Annotated in this window: 12 protein-coding genes; 3 read left to right on the top strand and 9 right to left on the bottom strand. The window is 70.5% G+C overall.

The genetic code is table 11. From position 1 onward, the window contains the following. Positions 1-167: 167 nt before the first annotated feature. The 6 genes from FHU34_RS14510 to FHU34_RS14485 all read right to left on the bottom strand — a co-directional run bounded on the left by FHU34_RS14510 (position 168) and on the right by FHU34_RS14485 (position 8,166). Positions 168-1,952 carry an alpha/beta hydrolase gene (locus FHU34_RS14510; protein ID WP_145780683.1) on the bottom strand — a complete coding sequence of 595 codons (1,785 nt, stop codon included), beginning with the start codon at positions 1,950-1,952 and terminating at the stop codon, positions 168-170. A gap of 112 nt (positions 1,953-2,064) precedes the next feature. Next, positions 2,065-3,051, bottom strand: coding sequence for a helix-turn-helix transcriptional regulator (locus FHU34_RS14505; RefSeq protein WP_145780681.1), 987 nt, complete (start codon positions 3,049-3,051; stop codon positions 2,065-2,067). A gap of 87 nt (positions 3,052-3,138) precedes the next feature. Beyond that, complete coding sequence (gene nhaA / locus FHU34_RS14500) at positions 3,139-5,073, bottom strand: Na+/H+ antiporter NhaA (protein ID WP_425280526.1); 1,935 nt, start codon at positions 5,071-5,073, stop codon at positions 3,139-3,141. 81 nt (positions 5,074-5,154) lie between these two features. Then, on the bottom strand, positions 5,155-6,660 hold the full coding sequence (locus FHU34_RS14495) for a tripartite tricarboxylate transporter permease (RefSeq protein ID WP_145780679.1): 1,506 nt from the start codon (positions 6,658-6,660) through the stop codon (positions 5,155-5,157). 20 nt (positions 6,661-6,680) lie between these two features. Further along, complete coding sequence (locus FHU34_RS14490; protein WP_208745002.1) at positions 6,681-7,142, bottom strand: tripartite tricarboxylate transporter TctB family protein; 462 nt, start codon at positions 7,140-7,142, stop codon at positions 6,681-6,683. Position 7,143: 1 nt separating this feature from the next. Continuing rightward, positions 7,144-8,166, bottom strand: coding sequence for a tripartite tricarboxylate transporter substrate-binding protein (locus FHU34_RS14485; protein ID WP_208745001.1), 1,023 nt, complete (start codon positions 8,164-8,166; stop codon positions 7,144-7,146). Between the two features lie 147 nt (positions 8,167-8,313). Between FHU34_RS14485 and FHU34_RS14480 the strand changes: the two genes are divergently transcribed. Together FHU34_RS14480 and FHU34_RS14475 are read left to right on the top strand one after the other, a co-directional pair. Further along, entirely contained in the window at positions 8,314-8,997 is a 684-nt protein-coding gene (locus FHU34_RS14480) for a response regulator transcription factor (protein WP_145780678.1), read from the top strand. 6 nt (positions 8,998-9,003) lie between these two features. Further along, the gene (locus FHU34_RS14475) at positions 9,004-10,473 is read left to right on the top strand and encodes a sensor histidine kinase (RefSeq protein WP_145780676.1); all 1,470 of its coding nucleotides are present in this window, start codon (positions 9,004-9,006) and stop codon (positions 10,471-10,473) included. A 21-nt stretch (positions 10,474-10,494) separates the two neighbouring features. Here the strand turns inward: FHU34_RS14475 and FHU34_RS14470 are convergent, their stop codons facing one another. Beyond that, positions 10,495-11,454 carry a TAXI family TRAP transporter solute-binding subunit gene (locus FHU34_RS14470; RefSeq protein ID WP_208745000.1) on the bottom strand — a complete coding sequence of 320 codons (960 nt, stop codon included), beginning with the start codon at positions 11,452-11,454 and terminating at the stop codon, positions 10,495-10,497. A gap of 205 nt (positions 11,455-11,659) precedes the next feature. Here FHU34_RS14470 and FHU34_RS14465 point away from each other — a divergent pair, with 205 nt between their 5' ends. Next, positions 11,660-12,268 (top strand): TetR/AcrR family transcriptional regulator, encoded by a 609-nt coding sequence (locus FHU34_RS14465; protein WP_145780674.1) that lies wholly within the window; start codon positions 11,660-11,662, stop codon positions 12,266-12,268. A 9-nt stretch (positions 12,269-12,277) separates the two neighbouring features. Here FHU34_RS14465 and FHU34_RS14460 read toward each other — a convergent pair whose 3' ends face one another. Then, a complete protein-coding gene (locus FHU34_RS14460) occupies positions 12,278-13,513 on the bottom strand; it encodes a low temperature requirement protein A (RefSeq protein WP_145780672.1) in 1,236 nt (411 codons plus the stop codon). Between the two features lie 109 nt (positions 13,514-13,622). Next, the gene (locus FHU34_RS14455) at positions 13,623-19,595 is read right to left on the bottom strand and encodes a DUF4011 domain-containing protein (RefSeq protein ID WP_145780671.1); all 5,973 of its coding nucleotides are present in this window, start codon (positions 19,593-19,595) and stop codon (positions 13,623-13,625) included. Positions 19,596-19,699: the final 104 nt, after the last annotated feature.

Genomic DNA, 19,699 nt, shown 5'->3' with positions numbered 1-19,699 from the left:
ACGTTGTCAGACGAGGGTCTCTGACAACGTTGTCAGATCGTGGCCGCATGTTTCGCCAGAGTCAAGAGTCCGAGTCGATCGTGATGCCAGAAAACGGCCCGCGACTGTTCCACTTCAGAGTGTGAAGGGGGTGCGGGCGACCGGTCGCCGCCCGCACCCGACGGCCGTCACTCCGGGTACGAGGGCCCCGGCTCGGTGCGCAGCATCCGCTTGAGCATGCGGTTCGCCGCCCTCATGTCGTCGCTGATCAGCTGGGTCCGCACCGTCCCCTTGCCGGTCAACTTGCCACCCACCTCGAACACCGCCGTCTCGCCCGGCAACGGCACCGCCTGGCAACCGGTGTACGTCTCGGAGGGAAGGCGCCCGTCCAGCAGGTAGGCGTACACCGGGTCGTCCACGCACGACGTGTAGTACGGGAAGACACCGTGGCTGCCCTCGTTGTCGACGCTGATCATCGATGCACCGGGAAGCTTCTTCGACGCCGCCAGCGCGCCCTCGTACGCCGTGGCCACGTCGAGCTCGTCCTGCAGCATCAGCACCCGGGGGAACGTCTTGCGGTCGAACTTCGGCATCCGGTTGCTCGTCGGCCAGTACGCGCAGGCCGGCGGGTTCTGCAGGTACGGGGCGACAAGCGGCGCGTCCCGGGTGAGGCGCCGGCTGAACGCGTTCCAGTGCGCGATGCTGTCGTTCCACTGCCCGTCCTGACAGCGGATCACCTCGAAGACGTAGTCGATGTCGTACGTGTACTCGTCCGTGCCCTGGGCCAGCAGTGCCCGGTCACGCTGAGTCTTCAGGGCCGCCTCGGCGCCGACCCGGGACTGCTCGATGTACGCCCGGTCGTCGGCGGTGACCCCCGGTGCCGTGAGCATCTTGGCCGTCGCGGCACTGAGAATCCGCTCCGGCGTCCAGCCGTTCCACTCCTCGTAGTACTGGATCACCGTGTTCACCGCCGCCGCGGCCGTCGGGTAGTTCTGGGTGTCGTAGAGAGCGCCGAGGATGAACCAGCCGAACATGAACGGCCCCATGCCGACGCGGGTGCCGCCGGCCCGCTCGAACATCTCACGGATCTTCATCGGGTCGGTGCCCCGGCCGTACAGGTCGTCGTGGCGGGCCATGTACGGCAGCAACTGCTCCTGGAACGCCCGGTCCCGGGTGAACGGTTGCAGGTCCCAGGTCTCCTGCAGGGTGGGTGAGCCGACCGCGGCCACCGAGTCGAGCACCATCCGGTTGGTCCGGCTTCCGAACGTCGCCGCGTACCAGGTGCCCAACCAGGTGCCGTACGAGTAGCCGAGGTAGTTGAGCTTCTGCTCCCCGAGCAGCACCCGGATGAAGTCCATGTCGTAGGTGGTCTGCTCGGTGGTGATGAACTTCGTCAGCTCGGTGCTGCGGCAGCCGGCCACGTTGGCCTGGGTGATCAGGTCGTTGGTGTTGTCGGTGTCGCGGTAGGTGACGGTGCAGAGCAGCGGGGTGCTCTGCCCGACGCCGCGCGGGTCGAAACCGATCACGTCGTAGTGCTCGGCGAGGGCGGGCGCGGACCGCGCCACGTACGGCGCCAACGACAGACCACTGCCACCGGGTCCACCCGGGTTGACCAGCAGGATGCCCTTGCGGTCGCTGCCGGAGGCGACGGTGCGGCTGATCCGGACCTGGATCGTCCTGCCGTCGCCCGGGTTGTGCCAGTCGCGCGGCACGGTGATGGTCGCGCAGGTCAGCCGCAGCCGCGTCTCGTCCTCGGGGCTGACGTCGGCCAACCCGCACGGCTCCCAGGAGAGCCGCTGGCTGGCGAGGGATGCCGCCAGGGCGGCCGTGTCCGGCTCGGTGGCCTTGGCCGCGGCGGCCGGGGTCCCGGCCGCACCGCTGGTCAGAGCCGCCGCGACCAGGGTCACAGCGAGCAGGGCGGCCGGCCGGCGCACGCGGCGTGGGTGGCGCGACCCGGTCGTGGGAAGGGGCATCGTCCCGTCCTCTCATGGAGCGGATGATCGAATGGCCTTCACCCTGGCTCAGGAGTGTTTCGCCGCCACGGTCCGGCGATGACGAAGACCGGCCATGGCGGAATCCGGCCAGTCACAGCCAGCCGCGGCGAGTGGCCTGTACGCCGAGTTGGAACCTGCTGCGCGCGCCGAGCAACTCCTGCAGGCGACTGACCCGGCGGTGCACAGTGCGGTTGCTGATGCCGAGGTCACGGGCAATGGCGTCGTCGGTCAGGCCCGCGGTGAGCAGCGCGAGCAGCCGCTGCGTGGCGGCGGTCGGCTCGGCGTCCGGTTGGGCGGTGTCGGCGGTGGCGTGGATCGGCGCGCCGAGCCGCCAGAACACCTCGAACAGCTCGGACAGCCCGTCCAGCAGGCGGGAGCGGTGCACCAGCATCGCGTCGGCGTCGTCACCGCCGGCGCGCGGCAGGATGACGAGGCCACGGTCGGCGTCGACGAGCATCATCTTCAGGGGAAGCTCGGGGAAGACCCGCGCCTGCTCGCCGGCAGCGACCGCGGAGCGCACCGCCGCGAGCATCGCCTCGTCGTGCAACAGCTCGCCCTCGTAGACGCAGCGGTAGCGCAGACCGCGCCGCAGCGCGTCGTACTGCACCTCCTCCGGGACCCGGGCGGTGTCGCGCAGGTACGGCCCGCGTTCCAGGCCCCGCACCTCGGTGCGGGCACCGGCCTGCAACTGGCGAAACAGCTCGCGGACGGCGCCCTTTCCCTCGATGACCTCGACGAACGCGGCGCCGGTGCCGTGCACCGCTGTGTAGAGCCCGGACAGCGTCTCCGCGGCAGCGCGAGCACGGGTGGCCTCCATCTCCCGCTGCGCGGCCCAGTTCTCCAGGGCGGTACGCGGCGGTCGGACGTGCAGCACGCCGGCGGTGTCCCGGTGCACCGCCCCGCTGCTCAGCAACCCTGCGAGCACCCGAGCGGCCTGCGGCGACGCGGCGGACAGGAAGTCCCGCTGCGCCACGGGCGCCACCCGCAGAAGATCGCGGTAGACGTCTGCGGCGTCGGGCGTGACTGGGAGCGATTCCACGTCGAGGGCGGGGGCCACGACGAGGGGATCGGTCCGCATGCCGGCGATCGTAGAGCCCGTCGGTGTCCGGGGTCCACGCCGCCGAAGACGCGGACGCCGTCGACCCAACGGCCGTATCGATCGTGGTCAGCTCGTCGGCGGGCCCTCGCGGTGCTCGTGTTCCCGACGGTGGTACTCGGGGCGGAGCTTCGCGGCGGCGAACGCCCCCTTCACCGCTGCCGAGAGCGCGACGATGTCGTACGCGCCGTGGTGGCGCCGGCCGTTGATGAAGAAGGTCGGGGTGCCGGTGACGCCGCTGAGGTCGGCGGATTCGACGTCCTCGGCCACCCGGTCCACGCCCATCCGCTTGACCATGTGCTCCCGGAACATGTCGAGATCCAGGCCGAGCCGCTCGGCGTAACCCAGCAGGTCGGTGGGGTTGAGCGCGTCCTGGTGGGTGAGGAGCAGGTCGTGCATCTCCCAGAACGCGCCCTGCTCCCCCGCGGCCTCGGCGGCCTCGGCGGCGAGTTGGGCGTGCGGATGGACGTCGGTGAGCGGCAGGTGTCGCCAGACGTAGCGGACGTTGGCGAAGTCGGCCAGCATCTCCCGCACCACCGGCTCAGCCTGCCCGCAGTAGGGGCACTCGAAGTCGCCGTACTCCACAACCGTCACCGGCGCGTCGAGCGCTCCACGCATGTGGTCGCGCCCCGACTCGACAGCAAGCTTCAGGTCGACGATGGCCTCGGTGACGCCGAGCAGGGCGCGCGCACGTCGCGACGGCGAGAGGCGGGCGACAGCACGGAACACCAGCCAGGTCACGGCGGACGCACCGACCGTCGCGACCAGGATGCCGAACTTCGCCTCGTCCAGCGCCGGGCCGTGCAGCGCGTGGGTGGCGATCAGGAGGGCGACGGTGAACCCGATACCGGAGACTGTGCCGACGCCCGCCACGGCCACCCAGCCGACGGGTGGCCGGAACCGGTTCCCGCTCAGCCGGGCCACCAGCCACGAGGTGGCCACGATCCCGGCCGGCTTGCCGACGATGTACGCCGCCACGACGCCGAGCGTCACCGGCGAGGTCACGGCCCTGGACAGCAGCTCGCCGTCGAGGACGATCCCGACGTTCGCCAGGGCGAACAGCGGCACGACCACGTAACTCGCCCACGGGTGGTAGAGGGTCTGCAGCCGCTCGTTCGGCGACAGCGCCGAGGTGAGACCGGCATGGGCCATCCGGGCGAGCTGCGGGGTGGGCTGTTCCCGGAAGAGGCGGAACTGGTCGCTCGCGCGCTGCAGCTCGTCCCGCCCGGGGGCGTACGCGTAGGTCAGCAGCCCCATCACCAGGCCCACCACTACCGGGTCGACACCGGACTCCGAGACCGCGACCCAGGCCGCCACCCCCAACAGCGCGTAGACCGGCCCGAACCGCACGCCCCACGCCCGGACGAGCAGCACGACACCGAAGATCACCGCCGCGACGAGCAACGCCGTGGGCGAGGGGTGATCCGGGTACGCGATGGCCAGCACCGCGATCGCGACCAGGTCGTCGACGACGGCGACGGTCAGCAGGAAACTCCGCAGCCGGTCCGAGAAGCGGGGCCCGAAGACCGCGAGCGCGCCGAGCGCGAGCGCCGTGTCGGTGGCCATCACCGCGCCCCAGCCGGCGGCGGTGGTCTGCCCCGCGTTGATCGCGAGATAGATGCCGATCGGCAGGAGCATGCCACCGAACCCGGCCAGCATCGGCAACGCCAGTCGCCGCCGCTCCCGCAGCTCGCCGATGTCGAACTCGCGACGCAACTCCAACCCCGCGACCAGGAAGAAAAACGTCATCAACCCGCTGTTGACCCAGGTTCGCAGGTCGTGCGACACCGGCCAGTCGCCGAGCCGGACCGAGAAGGTGGTGCTCCAGACCGACTCGTACGACGACGAGTGCAGGTTCGCCCACACGAGGGCCACCACCGCAGCGACCACTACCACCCGCGCGCCGCCGGTCTCGGTGCGCAGGAACGCGCGCAGCGGAGCGTTGAGCCGCCCCTCCCAGGCGGTCCGGGTGATCATCACCCGGCGCGGGTTGTCGCTCGTCACGGGACAATCTTCGTTGACCCGACCGTCACGCGGTCCGAATTGAGGCACATCACCGACCGGCCGCCGTGGGGCGGGAAAGCTCTACTCCTCCTCGGCGAACACGACCGCACGGCGCCGGCGGATCGCCGGGAGGACGGTGACGACGAGCGCGGCAACGGCCAGGGCCAGGAGCACCGCCGAGATTGGTCGGGTCACGAAGACCGACGGGTCGCCACGGGAGATGATGAGCGCGCGTCGCAGGTTCTCCTCGAGCAACGGGCCGAGGACGAAGCCGAGCAGCAGCGGCGCCGGCTCGCAACCGCACTTGATCAGCAGGTAGCCCAGGACCCCGAAGAACGCGATCGCGTAGACGTCGTACGCGTTGAAGTTCAGCGAGTAGGTGCCGATCGCGGCGAACAGGATGATCATCGGGAACAGCACCTGGTACGGGATGCGCAGCATGCGCACCCACAGGCCGATCAGCGGCAGGTTCAGCAGCAGCAGGATCACGTTGCCGATCCACATGGACGCGATCAGGCCCCAGAACAGCGCCGGTTCGTCGTTGATGACGTTCGGGCCGGGGGTGATGCCGTGCACGATGAACGCGCCGATCATCAGTGCCATGACCGGGTGGGCGGGCAGACCCAGGGTGAGCAGTGGGATGAACGACGTCTGCGCGGCGGCGTTGTTCGCCGACTCGGGGCCGGCGACCCCCTCGATCGCACCGTGCCCGAACTCCTGAGGACGCTTCGAGATCCGCTTCTCGACGGCGTACGAGGTGAACGAGGCGAGCACGTGGCCCCCGCCGGGCAGGACACCGAGCGCGGCGCCGAGACCGGTGCCCCGCGCGATCGGGGCGACGATCCGACGTCGGTCCTCGCGGGTCGGCCAGAGGTTGGTCACCCGGTTGACGATCGCCGTACGGGTCTGCTCGTTCTCCAGGTTGCGCAGGATCTCGGCCACCCCGAACAGGCCCACGGCGACCGACACGAAGTCGATGCCGCCGTACAACCCCCGCTGCTCGAAGACGAACCGGGGCGTCCCGGTGTAGATGTCCTGGCCGACAGTGCCGAGCAGCACGCCGAGCGCGATCATCGCCAGGGCCTTGAGGGCCGTGCCCCGGGCCAGGGCGATCGACACGATCAGGCCGAACAGCACGAGCGAGAAGTAGTCGGCCGGGCCGAACTTCAAGGCGACGCTGGCCAGCGGTGGAGCAGCGGCGGCGAGCGCCACCGTGGCGACCGTACCCGCGACGAAGGACCCGATCGCCGCGGCCGCGAGGGCCGGCCCGGCCCGGCCCTGGCGGGCCATCTCGTGCCCGTCCAGCGCGGTGACCGCCGCAGACGACTCACCGGGCAGGTTGATCAGGATGGCGGTCGTCGAACCGCCGTACTGTGCGCCGTAGTAGATGCCGGCCAGCATGATCAGCGCCGTCACCGGCTCGAAGCTGAAGGTGATCGGCAGCAGCATCGCGACCGTCGCGGTCGGCCCGATGCCGGGCAGGACGCCCACCGCGGTGCCGAGCAGCACTCCCACGAAGCAGTAGAGGACGTTCTGGACCAGGAGGGCCGTCGAGAAGCCCAGCGCGAGGTTGTCGAGGAGTTCCATGCCTCAATCCAGATGCCGCGTCAGAACACCAACCACGGGCCCCACAGGGGGATCCGCAGCTGGAGTCCGACGACGAAGATGAGCGTGCTGGCCACTGTCAACCCGGCGGCCACGGCCACCGCCGTGAGCAGCCGCACTCGTGTGCTGGCCAGCGTGGTGAGCAGGGCGGTCACCGCCGTCGTCGGGACGAATCCGAGGCGCCGGATGGTGAATCCGAAGAACAGGACCGCGAGCACGATGACGGCGACGGCCCGCCACGGGACCGGTCCGAACGAGATCACCTCACCGGCGACGAGGCCCTTGCCGACGATCGCCAGGCCCAGCGCGACCACTGCCGCGCCCACCAGCAACGGGAAGGCACCCGGGCCCATCCGTGTCGGGGTGCCCAGCTCGTAGCCGAGCGCCCCCACCACGAATGCGCCACCGATCAGGACGAACATGCCCCCGGCGAGGACGTCCGGGAACGACCGATGGCGCTGCACCTCAGGACACCTTGACCCCGGCGTCGGCAATGATCTTCGCCCAGGTGCCCAGCTGCTCGTCGAGCTTCGCCCGGTGCGCGTCCGGTGTCGCGTCCTGGGCCGGGACCGGCGCGGTGCCGAGCTTGGCCATCTGGTCGATGACCGCCTGGTCGGCCAGCGCCACCTTGAGCGCCTCGGACAGCTTCTGGACGATCTCCGGCGGCGTGTCGGCCGGAACGTAGAGACCGTGCCACACGCTGACCTTCAGCTGCGGCAACCCGACCTCGGTGGTGGTGGGCAGGTCGGGAAGGCTCTTCACCCGCTCGGGTGTGGTGACCGCGTACGCCTTCACCTTCCCCGCGGCGATCTGACCGCTGGTGTTTGTCGTCTGGTCGCACATGAAGTCGACCTGACCGCCGACGAGGTCGGTCAGCGCGGGACCGGTGCCCTGGTACGGGACCTCCTGGAGCTTCACGCCCGTGGCGTTCTGGAACAGCAGGCCGCACAGGTGGGAGGCGGCCCCGATACCCGCGTTGGCCAGCGTGACCTTGCTGGCGTTCGCCTTCACGTGGGCGACGAGGTCAGGAAGCGTCGCGGGCGCGAAGTCCTTACGGGCGACGATCGTCATCGGCACCTCGGTGACGAGACCGACCGTCTCGAAGTCCTCCAGAGGCTTGTAGCCCAGGCTCTTGTACAGGGCGGGCGCTGTCGACATGCCGATGTGGTGCATGAGCACTGTGTAACCGTCCGGCCTGGCCCGCGCGACGTCGCCGGCGCCGACAGTGCCGCCGGCACCCTCGACGTTCTGGACGACGATCTTGCCGCCGAGCTTCGCGGCCATCGGCTCGGCGATCATGCGGGTGACCGTGTCCGTCGGCCCGCCGGCGCTGAACGGTACGACGATGGTGATGTTCTGGTCCGGGTAACCTGCGGCGTCGCCTCCGCCGGCGGCGCCTCCGTTACCGGAGCAGGCCGCCACGAGCGCGACGACGCTGATCGCGGCGGTCATCCGTCCGGCGGCCCGGTACCTGCTGGTCGTTCCCATACGGCGGCCCTCCCCATCAGCGCATGGACATTCCTCGGTGGATGCGAGGACCCCAGTCTCTGCTGGTCGGGGCACGGATGGTGTCAGAGAAATCCCAAGAACTCGCGGACCGCACGAGCACCGGTCCGGGCCGTAGAATCCGCTGGTATGCGGATAACCGTCATCGAGGATGACGACCGCGTGGCGCGGGGTCTGGTGACCGTGCTGACCCAGGCGGGCTTCGAGGTCCACCGGGTCGCCACCGCCGCGGAGGCGGTGCGCGCCGCGCCGTCCGACGTGGTCCTCGTCGACCTTGGTCTTCCCGACGGCGACGGGCTCGACGTGATCCGCAGGTTGCGTGACCACCCGCAGACCGCCGTCATCGCGGTGACCGCACGGTCGGAGGAGCACGAGCGGGTCCGTGGCCTGCGCGCCGGCGCCGACGACTACATCGTCAAGCCGTTCGGCATCCCGGAGTTGCTGGCCCGCATCGATGCCGTGCTGCGACGCACCCGGGCCGCCCGGGCGCACGGTCGGCCGGACGCGCCGCTCGTCCTCGGGCCGGTGCGGATCTGCGTCGGCACCCGCGAGGTCACCGTCGACGGCGCCCCCGTGCCGCTGACCCGCAAGGAGTTCGAGTTGCTCCTGCTCCTGGCGCGGCGTGCGCCCAACGTGGTCAGTCGCGACGTCATCCTCGACCAGATCTGGGGTGCGACCTGGGAGTCGTCGAGCCGTACCCTGGACACCCACATCGCGGCACTGCGGCACAAGCTCGGGCCGGGAGTGGTCATCCGCACGGTCCACGGCGTCGGCTATCGGCTCCTCGCCGACCAGCCGGAGTTGATCGGCTGACGCGCCGTGCACCGCCGCCTGCTGGTCGTCCTGGTCCCCCTCGCGGTGCTTCTCGTCGCGGCGCTCGGGGTGCCGCTCAGCGTCACCGTGGCCGAACGGGAGATGCAGGAGACCTACGTCAACCGGCTCAACGACGTCGGCCGGTTCGCGTCGTTGGCCGAGACGGCGCTGTCCACCGGCCGCACCGAGGCGTTGCAACAGGAACTGACGCGGTACCACGATCTCTACGGCATCCCCGTCGCGCTGATCGACACGTCGGGCACTGTGCTCCTCGGGCCCCTCGACGCCTACAAGGCGGCGGCACGCACCGAGCCGGCGTTGCCCCGGATCGTCACCGCGGCACTGGCCGGTGCCCGGTCCGAGCCGTCCTGGGAATGGGCTCCGTGGGACGACTCCGCCCTCGTCGTGGCGGAGCCGGTGGGCCGGGACAGCGAGGTTATCGGCGCCGTCGTGACCATCTCCGACCTGTCCAGGACGCGCGAGCTCATCCTCGTGCGCTGGGCCTGGCTGGCCGGGCTCGGGCTGCTGCCGTTGATCGCGCTGGCGGCCGTCGCCTGGCCGGTGTCGGCGTGGGTCCTGCGGCCGGTACGCAAACTGGACGCGGCGACCTCACGGATCTCCGAAGGCGACCTGACGATCCGCGCCGACGCCGAGGCCGGGCCGATCGAGCTGCGGCGGCTGGCGCAGTCGTTCAACACCATGATGGACGCCGTCGAGAACGCCGCGCAGCGACAGCGCGCGTTCGTGTCCGACGCGTCGCACCAGTTACGCAATCCGTTGACCAGCCTCCGGCTCGCGGTGGAGAGCCTCGCGCCGCACCTGCGACCGGAGGGTGACGGCCAGCAGGTGTACGACGTCGCCGTCGACGAACTGAAGGCGATGCAGCGGATGCTGAACTCGTTGCAGGCCAGCGCGCGGATGGAGAGCATGCGGACCGCGTCGCCGGTGGACCTCGACGAGGTGCTGGCGACGCGGGTCGACAGGTGGCGGGCGCTGACGGCCACAGCCGGACAGACGCTGACTGTCGACGTACCGCCGGGGTTGCGGTTGCTGGAGCCGCCGGGCGGCCTGGGCAGCATCCTGGACGAGCTGATCAGCAACGCGCTGCGGCTGTCCGACGCACGGGTCGTGGAGGTGTCCGCACAGGTCGTCCCCGGTCACGTCGGCGTCGGGGATCGCGTCGGCGCCGTGGTCACGGTCGTCGTCCGCGACGACGGTCAGGGCATCGACGTGTCCGAGCGGGCCCAGGCGCTACGACGCTTCTGGCGGTCGCCGCGACATCAGAACGTGTCCGGCACCGGCCTCGGGTTGGCGATCTGCGCCGACCTGATCGGGGCGGCCGGGGGCACGCTGCGCCTGGAGGACGGCCTGCCGCGGCCGGACGGCTCCGGGCACGGCCTCGCCGCGGTGGTGATGTTGCCGGTCGTACCCCAGGTGGTGTCGCCGGCCGACGCTCCGGCGTCGGTGCCGATCTGACGATCCGGTCGCGGTCCCGGGTCACCGCTTCCGGTCGCGGAACCAGGCCGCCGCGCCCGGGTGGAGCGGAACCGACGCGGTCGATATTCCGGTACGCACGTTGATCTGCCACGCCTCGGGAAGGGTTTCGGCGTCGTCGCGGCCGGCGGAGGTGATCGCGCCGGTGTGCGTGAAGACCGTGTCGGTGATGGCGTAGACCAGGTCGTCGGGCAGGTCGTCGCGCGCGAGCAGCACGTTCGGTACGGCGACGGTACGGGTGGCCGGGACACCGGCGTAGGCAGTCGCGTGGATCATCGCCGGGGCGTAGGGACCCGGGTACGCGGTGAAGAGCCCGCCCGCCTGCACGTCCAACGGGATCAGCCGGATGGGGTGCCGCTGCGCCAGCTCGGTGATGGCGGGTGTCGGGACACCGGTCAGGGAGAACATCGCGTCGATCGAGCCGTCGCGCAACGCCGCCGCCGATTCGGCCTGGCTGAGATGCCTGCGGTCGACGGTCACCGGGCCGAGTCGCAGAACGCGCAGCGCTGTGAACTCCGTGCCCGAGTCGTGCGCACCGAGCGACAGACGCCTGCCCTCGAGGTCCTGGAACTCGTCGATCGCCGAACCGGCCATCACCACGAGATGCAGGTGACTGTCGTAGAGCCGGCAGATCGCCGACAGCCCCCGGGGCGCGCTGCCGTCGGCCTCGATCAACGCGTCCAGGCTGGTCAGCCCGAGGTGCACGTCGCCGGCCCGCAGCATCCGGATGTTGTCGGTGGACGCCCCGCTCGGCACCGTGGTCACCGTCGCGCCCGGCACCTGCTCGGAGATGTGGTCGGCCAACGCGCCGCCGATGCGCCGGTAGACCGCTCCCGCCGGCCCGGTCGCCAGTCGCAGGTGGACCTCGCTCCCCTCGGGCTGCCGCGAGCACGCCACCAGCGAGCCGCCAGCGGCCAGCAGCACCGCCCGCCGACCAAACCGCATCCCCGGATCCAGTGCCATGGCGAAATGGTACGTTCGCCCCCAAAGTCGATCATGGAGTTGTGGTGCCCGACTTGACGTTGTATAGGCGCTTCGACACCCACCACAACTCCATGATCGCCGAGGCTTCGCGGTCAGCGGCCGTACGTCTCCAGCAGCCGTAGCCCCGCGCTCTACCGGTCACAGCCTGGCTGGACTGACCGTTCTATCCGCTATGCTGGTGGGTATGGCGCGCACCGAACCCGACACCCGGCCCTCTGCAGCGCGACTCCGGCTCCTCAACACGGCGACCAGGCTCTTCTACGCCGAGGGGATCCATTCCGTCGGCGTCGACCGGATCATCGCCGAGGCACAGGTGACCCGGGCCACGTTCTACCGGCACTTCCCCAGCAAAGACGACCTCATCCTGGCGTACCTGCGGGAAGTCCACGTCCTGGAGCGTGGACTGGTCGAAGCGGCGATCGCCGCCAACTCCGCGCCGGTCGACTCGCTCCTCGGCATCGCCGGCGCCATCGCCCAGAACGTCCAGTCGCCCGCGTTCCGCGGATGCGCCTTCCTGAACGCCGCGGCGGAGTATCCCGACGCCGGTCATCCCGTGCACCAGGAGATCATCGCCCACCGGCAGTGGTTCCTGGACACGCTCACCATGCTGATGGCGCAGGTCCACGAGGAGACGGCTGACCCTGCCGCGCGGCACTTCGTCATGCTCCGCGACGGCGCCATGGCCGCCGGATGCCTGTTCAACCCCACCCTGGTGTCCGAGACCTTCCTCCACGGGGTGGAAGGGCTCCTCCGGATCAACACCGAGCGCCAGTCGGCCGAAACCGACCGCTGAGCCGCGTGTTCACGCCTCGGAGTCGTCCCGGTCGGACGGCTCCCGCCCGACCGGTGGGGCGGGCACGTCCAGCGGACGGCCCCGACTTCGCAGCGCGTCGAGCAGCGCGACCAGGGCCAACACACCGGCCACCACGGACAGCGAGACCATCGACCTCCAGCGGAACAGCGCCGGTGTGAGCAGCAGCAGAGCCGCCAGGCCGATCACCAGGGCTCGGGAGACCCGGCCGAAGATCTCGTACTCCAGCCGCATCCGGGCGACGAGGAAGAGCGCCGGACCGCCCACCACGAACAGCAGCCAACTCGGCCGCGGCGACCCGTACGGATGGTCGATCACCAGCTCGTAACCGACAGCGGTGACGAGCACGCTGAGCACGATCAGCAGATGCGTACGTTCCGACGCCGTGCCCAACCTGCCGGGCATACCCGCGCGACTCAACGCATCGGTCAGCAGCAGACCGGCACGGTAGAAGTAAATTCGCCAGAGCAGCGCGCTGGTGACGAACGCGACGACGAAGGCCGCCGCCCGCTCGGCGGAGTAGTCAGCGCCCCCGAAGACGATGCCGATGAGCAGGATCGACTCACCGAGGGCGATGAGAATCATCTGCTGATAACGGTCGGCGAGATGCGTCCCGGCGATCCGCCAACGGCTCACCTCCGAGGCCCCGAGCTTCGGCAGCGGCCAGCCCAGAATCCAGGCGAGGTAGTCGACGCCGAGAGCGACAGCCCACCACGCCGGGAGAAGTCGGTCCGGGCCCAGGGCGCCGGCCAGCCAGAGCGGTGCGCTCGCCGCAGCCCAGATGGCGAGCCGGAAGGGCACCAGCCGTCGCGGATGGCCACGCAACGCGGCGGCGATCACCAACGGCCGCACCACCATGACCGACAGGTACGCGACCACGAACGGCAGCGCCCGCTCCTCCATCCCACGGGGCAGCGTCACCGCCATGACCAGGCCGGCGAACATGGTGCCGACCACGACGGCCTGGATGATCGACCGCTCCGGCTCGTAGCGGCTGGTGATCCACGCCGTGTGCGACCAGATCAGCCAGAGCGCCAGGAAGAGCAGCAGGGTACGACCGAACCCGCTCACGAGCGCCCAGCCGGTTTCGTCGCCCAGCTCGGCGAACCGTCGCGAGACCTGGGTGAGGGCCACCACGAAGGCCAGGTCGAAGAACAGCTCCAGGAACGTGGCTCGGCCCGAACTCGTCGGCGGGCGCAGCAGCTTGGCACCAGGTCCCGCCGTCATCGTCCTCCTCAGTCCACCCCTCGTCGCACCAACGAATCGACCTGCGAGGGGTTGCGTCGGAGCAGCGGGTCACTCGGCCTTCGCACGGCGACGACATGGAGATCGATCGTCAGCCGCGGGTGAGGCGACCCTCCGCGTCGAAGCGGAGGCGGCCGCTGGTCGTGGCGACGTGCAGCCCGTACCGGAGCAGCTTGTCGATTCTCTCGGTGCGTCGGCGGTAGCCGAGCCGCTCCAGGCCGGCGCGCAACAGCCGCTCCTCGTCCATGCTCGACGCGCCCTGCAGCACGTGTACGAAGGCGTTGGCCACCTCCTCGGGTGGCACCTCCTCGAACGCCCGGTCGTTGCTCGCCTGGGTGACCCGGTACGCCCGGTACATCTGCGGGTCGACACCATCGGGCCAGGCGTACCGGCCCAGCGTCGGGTGTGTGTGCAGGTGGCGGGAGTCCACGAGCGCCAGCACCGCGTTACGCCGGTCCTCACGGGTGCGGAGGAACCCGAACCGGGCTAGGGCGAGGCGTGCGAGCCGGTGCTGCTCGATGGGCCCCTCACTCTCGATGATCTCGCGGAGCCCGTTCCGCATGAGATCACGTACACGCCGGTCGGTTGCCAGCAGGTCGAGGTCGGCCTGGTCTCCCAGCGAGGTCGGGACGTACGGAACGAACGGGCTTGCCGTCACGGTGTCCGCTGTCGTTGCCGGCGCGGTGGTCGCGGCGGCGAGTGCGGTGACGGGGGCCGACGAGATGCCCGGGAAGGGTTCTTCCTCCACCGTGCGGCGCGGCTGTGGCACCTCGGCGGCCGGTGTCGGAAACTGCGGCTCCCCGTCTGTTACGGAACGTGGCTGCGGCAGCTCGATGCCAGGTGCGACTGACGACGACTCGGGCTCCGGTTCGACGGTCGCGAGGGCCTCGGCTCGGATGACCGCTTCGTCGACCCGGTCGAGCATGGCCGACCGGTCGTGGATCCACGCCGGCAGCCAGAACCGCACGACCTCCGACCAACCCATGATCGAGCAGAGCAGCGCGGGTGCCGAGTCCCGGTCGGCCACCGTCGGGCGTGCGCTCCAGTCCGGGCCGTCGAGCATGACGGCCACCTGCCAGCGTGGTGAGCCTGGCCTACGGACGGCGATGTCCACAGTGAAGTCGGACAGGCCGTGCGAGGTACGGACCTCGTGGCCGCGGTCGCGCAGTGCCACGGCCACCTCATCGCGGATCCGGCTGCGCCGCTCGGTGCGGTCGGTGGCCAGGTCACCCAGACGGTCCGCGCCTGCGGCGGCCATCTCGCAGTACGCCCGCAGGTGCTGAGTGCCCAACGCGGACGTACGGGCGAGGTCGATGTCGGACGGGTCGAAGGACGAGTAGAGGACGACCTGGCGGCGGGCGCGGGTGATGGCCACGTTGAGCCGCCGCTCCCCGCCGGCCTGGCTGAGCGGGCCGAAGCTCAGCGGGAGCTGGCCGGTCTCCAGGTTGGTGGAGAAGGCCAGCGAGAACAGGACGACGTCCCGCTCGTCGCCCTGCACGTTCTCCAGGTTCTTGACAAAGATCGGTTCCGCGACCGCACCGAAGAGGTGCTCGCGGATGATCGGATCGGCGCTCTCCTCCAGCAGGTTGAGGATGAGATCCCGCTGCTGGATGTTGAAGGTGACCACGCCGACGGAGTGGTGGGCGGTAGCCGGGTCGTGCAACCGCCGGGTGATGTCGGCGAGGATCGCCCGCGCCTCGACCTCGTTGGTGCGGGATCCGCCCCGGTCGTACTGGCCGTCGACACGTCGCCAACTGATGCCCGCCGCGCTGGAGGCGCCGGGCGACGGGAGGCTGGAGAGCTTGTTGTCGTAGTAGTAGCGGTTCGAGAAGGCGATCAGGGACTCGTCGTGACTACGGTAGTGCCAGGACAGCCAGCGTTGCGGCAACCCCGACTCGACGGCCTCGCTGAGGATGCTCTCCAGGTCCTCCGGCACCGGGCCGTTGCCGTCCTCGACCTCGTCGACGGTGTGGCTGGCCTGCATGATGCTGCTCGGCGGCATCTGCCGGGAGTCGCCGACCACCACCACGGCGCTGCCCCGACCCATCGCGCCGATCGCCTCCGCCACGCGGATCTGGGAGGCCTCGTCGAAGATGACCAGGTCGAAGCGTTGACTCCCCGGCGCCAGGAAGTTCGCCGCCGACGCCGGGCTGACCAGCACGCACGGGGTCAACGCCAGCACCGCGTCCGGGTACTGCTCGAACAACTCCCGGAAGGACCGCCCGCCCCGCTTGCGGCGAAGCTCAGCCGCGAAATCGGCGAAGCGGCCACGCCTGTCGGTCGGGCTGAACGGGCGGCGCCGGACCAGCACCGACGGCAGCTGCGTCGGCAGCGCGGACCGTAGCTCACCGGCAGCGGCCTCGAACTGGCTGATCTGATCGTCGTGCAGCTCGCTGTCGAAATACTGCAGGCCGCCGGCGCGTACCCGCTCGGCGAGCGACGCGGTCGCGACTCCCCGCCGGTAGACCTCCTCCGCGACCTGCGCGGACACCTCGGCGCGCAGCAGTTGGTCCCGGTAGTCGGTGAGGCCGGCCGAGGCCAGCACGTCGGCGTGGGTGAGGACGGTCGCCCATCGGCGCAGCGGGAACAGTTCCTCGGCCCGCAACTCCTGCAGCCAGACGGCGCCGTCGCGCTGCCAGGCGTCGACCCAGTGCGAACCGGCGGCCCACAGCGTCAGCTCCGGCCCGCCGGAGCGCAGCACCCCGCGCCAGGCCCGCCACCGCGAGGCGAACCTGTCGAGCAGAGCCGCCCCAACGTCGGTGAACCCGCTCTGGAACAGCTCCCAGGCCTGCGGATGCTGGCTCAGCAGCGTCCGGCTGACCCGGGTCGCCTCGATGGCCTCCGTCAGCCGCTCCTGCGCGTTCGGGTCAGTGGGCAGCCACTGCGGCAGCCGCAGCCCACCGAGCGCCAGCAGGTGGTGGTGGAGCGCGGCGGCCTGTGCCTGGGCAGCGACCAGCCGGCCGGTGAGCACCTCGATCTGATCCACGTCGAGCGTGGCACCGGCGACCACGTGCACTGCCAACCGGTCCGCGATGGCCTGTCGGCGCTTGCGCTTGCCGAACAACCGCTTCGCCGCCTCCTGGGCCTCACCGTGCCAGGTGGTCAGCTCCGGTCGGGCGAACACGTCCGGCCGGAAGGTCGCCAGCTCACCGGCGAAGCCCTGCCGGAAGGCCGCCAGGTCCGCCTGGAGCCGGGCCATCGCCTCGTCCCAGCGCCGATCGCTCGCGTGCACCGTGGTCGCCCGGTCCGGCAGCAGTCCGCGTACGGCGAGCCAGGCGCCCGCCTGCAACTCGCTCACGGTTTCCGGGGCGGGCAGGGTCCGCAGCAGCTCGACCAGACGGGGGTACGCGGCGAGGTCGACACGGAGACGTTCCAGCTCACCGGCGATCTCGGTGACCGCCGCGCCGTGCAACCCGTCGAGGGTGCGGCAACCGCTGAGCGCCCACGGGTGCGCCGCCCGGAGTCGGGCCGACCGGGCGGCGGCCGGGAACTCCCGCAGTGTCGTCTCGACCTGTGCGCGTGCCTCGGCCGATGTGTGCAGGTAGGCCACCGGGATCGGGGCGACCGGGCCGTCCCCGTACGCCAAGGTCTGCTCGTAGGCCGACCAGAGCGACATCCCGACGGGGTTCGTGGTGTGCACCTGGGCCGGGTACTCGGCCAGCGGGGCGAGCCGCGTCCGGTAAGCCGTCTCGACAGCCGTCCACGTGCCGTCGGCGCCCTGGTCGTACTGGTCGAGGGCGTCACGCAGCTGCTGGCGGATCGCGTTGAGGGACTGCTTACGCCCGTGCAGGTCCAGGGCGAACGGCCCGAGGCCGATCTGCTTGAGGCGGCGCTTCACCACCTCCAGCGCGGCCTGCTTCTCGGCGACGAAGAGCACTGACCGACCGGTGCTGACCGCGCGGGCGACCATGTTGGTGATGGTCTGCGACTTGCCGGTGCCGGGCGGGCCCTCCAGGACGAAGGAGTGGCCGCGCTCGGCGCGCACGATCGCCTGCATCTGCGAGCCGTCGGCGGGGATCGGCAGGTGCAGGTCCGCCTCGTCGACCAGGACCTCGGCGTCGTCGGGGCGGGCCGGGTCGTCGAAGGTGGCACCGGACGACTCGACCAGGTGCCGGACGACCGGGTTCTCCATGAACCGGGGCCAGTGGTCGGTGAGGTCCCGCCACATCTGGAAGGTGGAGAACTGCAGCAGCCGAAGGCTGGCAGTCTCGTCGATGCGGTAGTTGAGCCTGTTGTCGAGCAACCCCGTGTTGATCGCGGCGAGGGTCTTCGCGATGTCGATGCCGTGCTCGTCGAGGACCGGCTGTTCCAACTCCGGGATCCGCACGCTGTGCTTGACCCGCAACCACTCGATCAGGCAGTAGTTCGGGCTGGCGACCTCGGTGCCGTCGATGACCATCGCGTACGGGCGACGGCCGCTGCCACCCTCGATGCGTACCGGCAGGAGGAACAGCGGCGCGTACGCCTCTCCCCCGGTCGTCTTGGTGTGCACCAGCGTGCCGATGGTCAGGTAGAGGTAGTTGCTGCCGGTCTCCTGCTCCATCGTGCGCGCCTCGCGCTGCAGCGCCCGCATCGCCGTCTTGTACCGGGCGTCGGTGACCGCGCCATAGACCCGGCGATCGGTACGCAGCTCCCGGGTCAGGATCTCGGCGTCGAGGTCCTGCGCCCGGCGTGCCCCTGCCAGCTCGTGGACGTGGCTGATGTCGTCCTGCGGGATGACCTGCACCTGACGGCCGTCGTGGATGAGGTCGTCGAGCAGGGCCAGCGCACCCGCCGGCACGTGCAGGTCCAGGCCACGGCCGCGCTTGGGCAGGTTGAGCAGCGGGTTGCGCAGGCTCAGGTCGAGCAGCGACTTCTTCCACTGCTGGATCCGGGCCGGCGACCCGTCGGACTGCTGCGCCACCTCGTCGCCGTCGTCGGCGAGCTGACGCAGCTTCGCGGCGGCGACGCCGGGCGGAAGGTCGAGGGATGCTGTTATTTCCAGCGTCGCCTCGGCGTCGACTGTGGCAGGCGTGATCAGTTCGTCGGGCGACGGCAAGGGCTGGATGCCCGAGCGGTGCGCCAGGTGCACGTCGACGACGCCCTGCATGCGCTCGCCGTCGCCACGGAAGTGCCCGAGCCCGACGCGTACCGACTCGGTGAAGGTCGCCGACTGCGCGCCCGGCCCGATACGGGTCAGCTCGACCGGTACGGCCCGGCCGGAGTCCACCATCGAGATCAGCAGGTTGGTCTCGGTCACCGCTGCCGAGCCCAGCCGCTCCTCCTCCAGCAGGAAGCCACCGAAGGCATGCCCCGCGCTGACGAAGATGAGCGGGTGCAGCCCCGCCGCCTCCAGACACGCGGCGTACGTGACGGACAGGTCGAGGCAGTTACCGAGTCGCCCGTCCAGGACGGCGGCTGTCGTGCGTACCTTCTGGCCGGTGTTCTCGAACGACGCCGGCAGGGTCTGGTAGGTGATCTCCAGTTGGCGCAGCGCCTCGTACACGGCGCCGGCGATCAACGCCGCCCGCTCCGAACCCTCCTGGTAGCCCTGCAACGAGCCGGAGCCGGTCCGCGCCAGCAGGAGCTGCGCGGCCGCCCGCAGGACCGCCTCCACCGCCCGGGTGTTCGGCTGTACGAAGGCCGCCAGGCTGTCGTAGAGGGCAGGGCTGTTGAACCACTCGTTGTGCGCCAACACTCGCGACGGGGCGACCAACGTCACGTCGTTGTCGGCTGTCTCGACGATGAGGCGGTAGTCGACCGGGAACGCCTCGTCGGTGCGGTACAGCAGCTTGCGGTCGGGCGTGAAGTCGCGGAAGTCGTCCCAGCTCGTGCTCGCGCCGGGACGCAACGGCGCGGCCAGGGTGCGCGTCCACGGGTCGGTCAGCGCGCCGTCGGGGCCTCGCAGTTCCAGCGTCAGCGTCACGTCGGTCAGCGGCACCGCGCCGCGGTTCACGAGAGTGAGGTGACGGACCAACGGCACCCGGTTGTGCACCAGGGCGGCGTTGATCGCCGGCTGCACGAGCAACCCGACTTCGAGCTGGTCGTCGTCGGCGGTGAACTGCGCGAAGACGCTGTCGGACATGGGCGTTTCTCCAGGTGGGGAGACCGTGGGGGGCCAGCCTAGCGGTCAACCGACCGGCGGAGAGGGCCCCGGCCGTAAGACGATCTTGGAAGTCGTACGTCTGA

This window comes from Micromonospora taraxaci (assembly GCF_007830095.1).
GTDB classification, from domain to species: Bacteria; Actinomycetota; Actinomycetes; order Mycobacteriales; family Micromonosporaceae; genus Micromonospora; species Micromonospora taraxaci.
Note: the sequence above shows the minus strand (reverse complement) of the source record. Positions and strands in the feature narration are given on the sequence as shown.

Excerpts from the sequence above, each read along its gene's own strand:
- FHU34_RS14510 (WP_145780683.1), bottom strand. The coding sequence starts at position 1,952 with ATGCCCCTTCCCACGACCGGGTCGCGCCACCCACGCCGCGTGCGCCGG.
- FHU34_RS14505 (WP_145780681.1), bottom strand. The coding sequence starts at position 3,051 with ATGCGGACCGATCCCCTCGTCGTGGCCCCCGCCCTCGACGTGGAATCG.
- FHU34_RS14495 (WP_145780679.1), bottom strand. The coding sequence starts at position 6,660 with ATGGAACTCCTCGACAACCTCGCGCTGGGCTTCTCGACGGCCCTCCTG.
- FHU34_RS14485 (WP_208745001.1), bottom strand. The coding sequence starts at position 8,166 with ATGGGAACGACCAGCAGGTACCGGGCCGCCGGACGGATGACCGCCGCG.
- FHU34_RS14480 (WP_145780678.1), top strand. The coding sequence starts at position 8,314 with ATGCGGATAACCGTCATCGAGGATGACGACCGCGTGGCGCGGGGTCTG.
- FHU34_RS14470 (WP_208745000.1), bottom strand. The coding sequence starts at position 11,454 with ATGGCACTGGATCCGGGGATGCGGTTTGGTCGGCGGGCGGTGCTGCTG.
- FHU34_RS14465 (WP_145780674.1), top strand. The coding sequence starts at position 11,660 with ATGGCGCGCACCGAACCCGACACCCGGCCCTCTGCAGCGCGACTCCGG.
- FHU34_RS14460 (WP_145780672.1), bottom strand. The coding sequence starts at position 13,513 with ATGACGGCGGGACCTGGTGCCAAGCTGCTGCGCCCGCCGACGAGTTCG.
- FHU34_RS14455 (WP_145780671.1), bottom strand. The coding sequence starts at position 19,595 with ATGTCCGACAGCGTCTTCGCGCAGTTCACCGCCGACGACGACCAGCTC.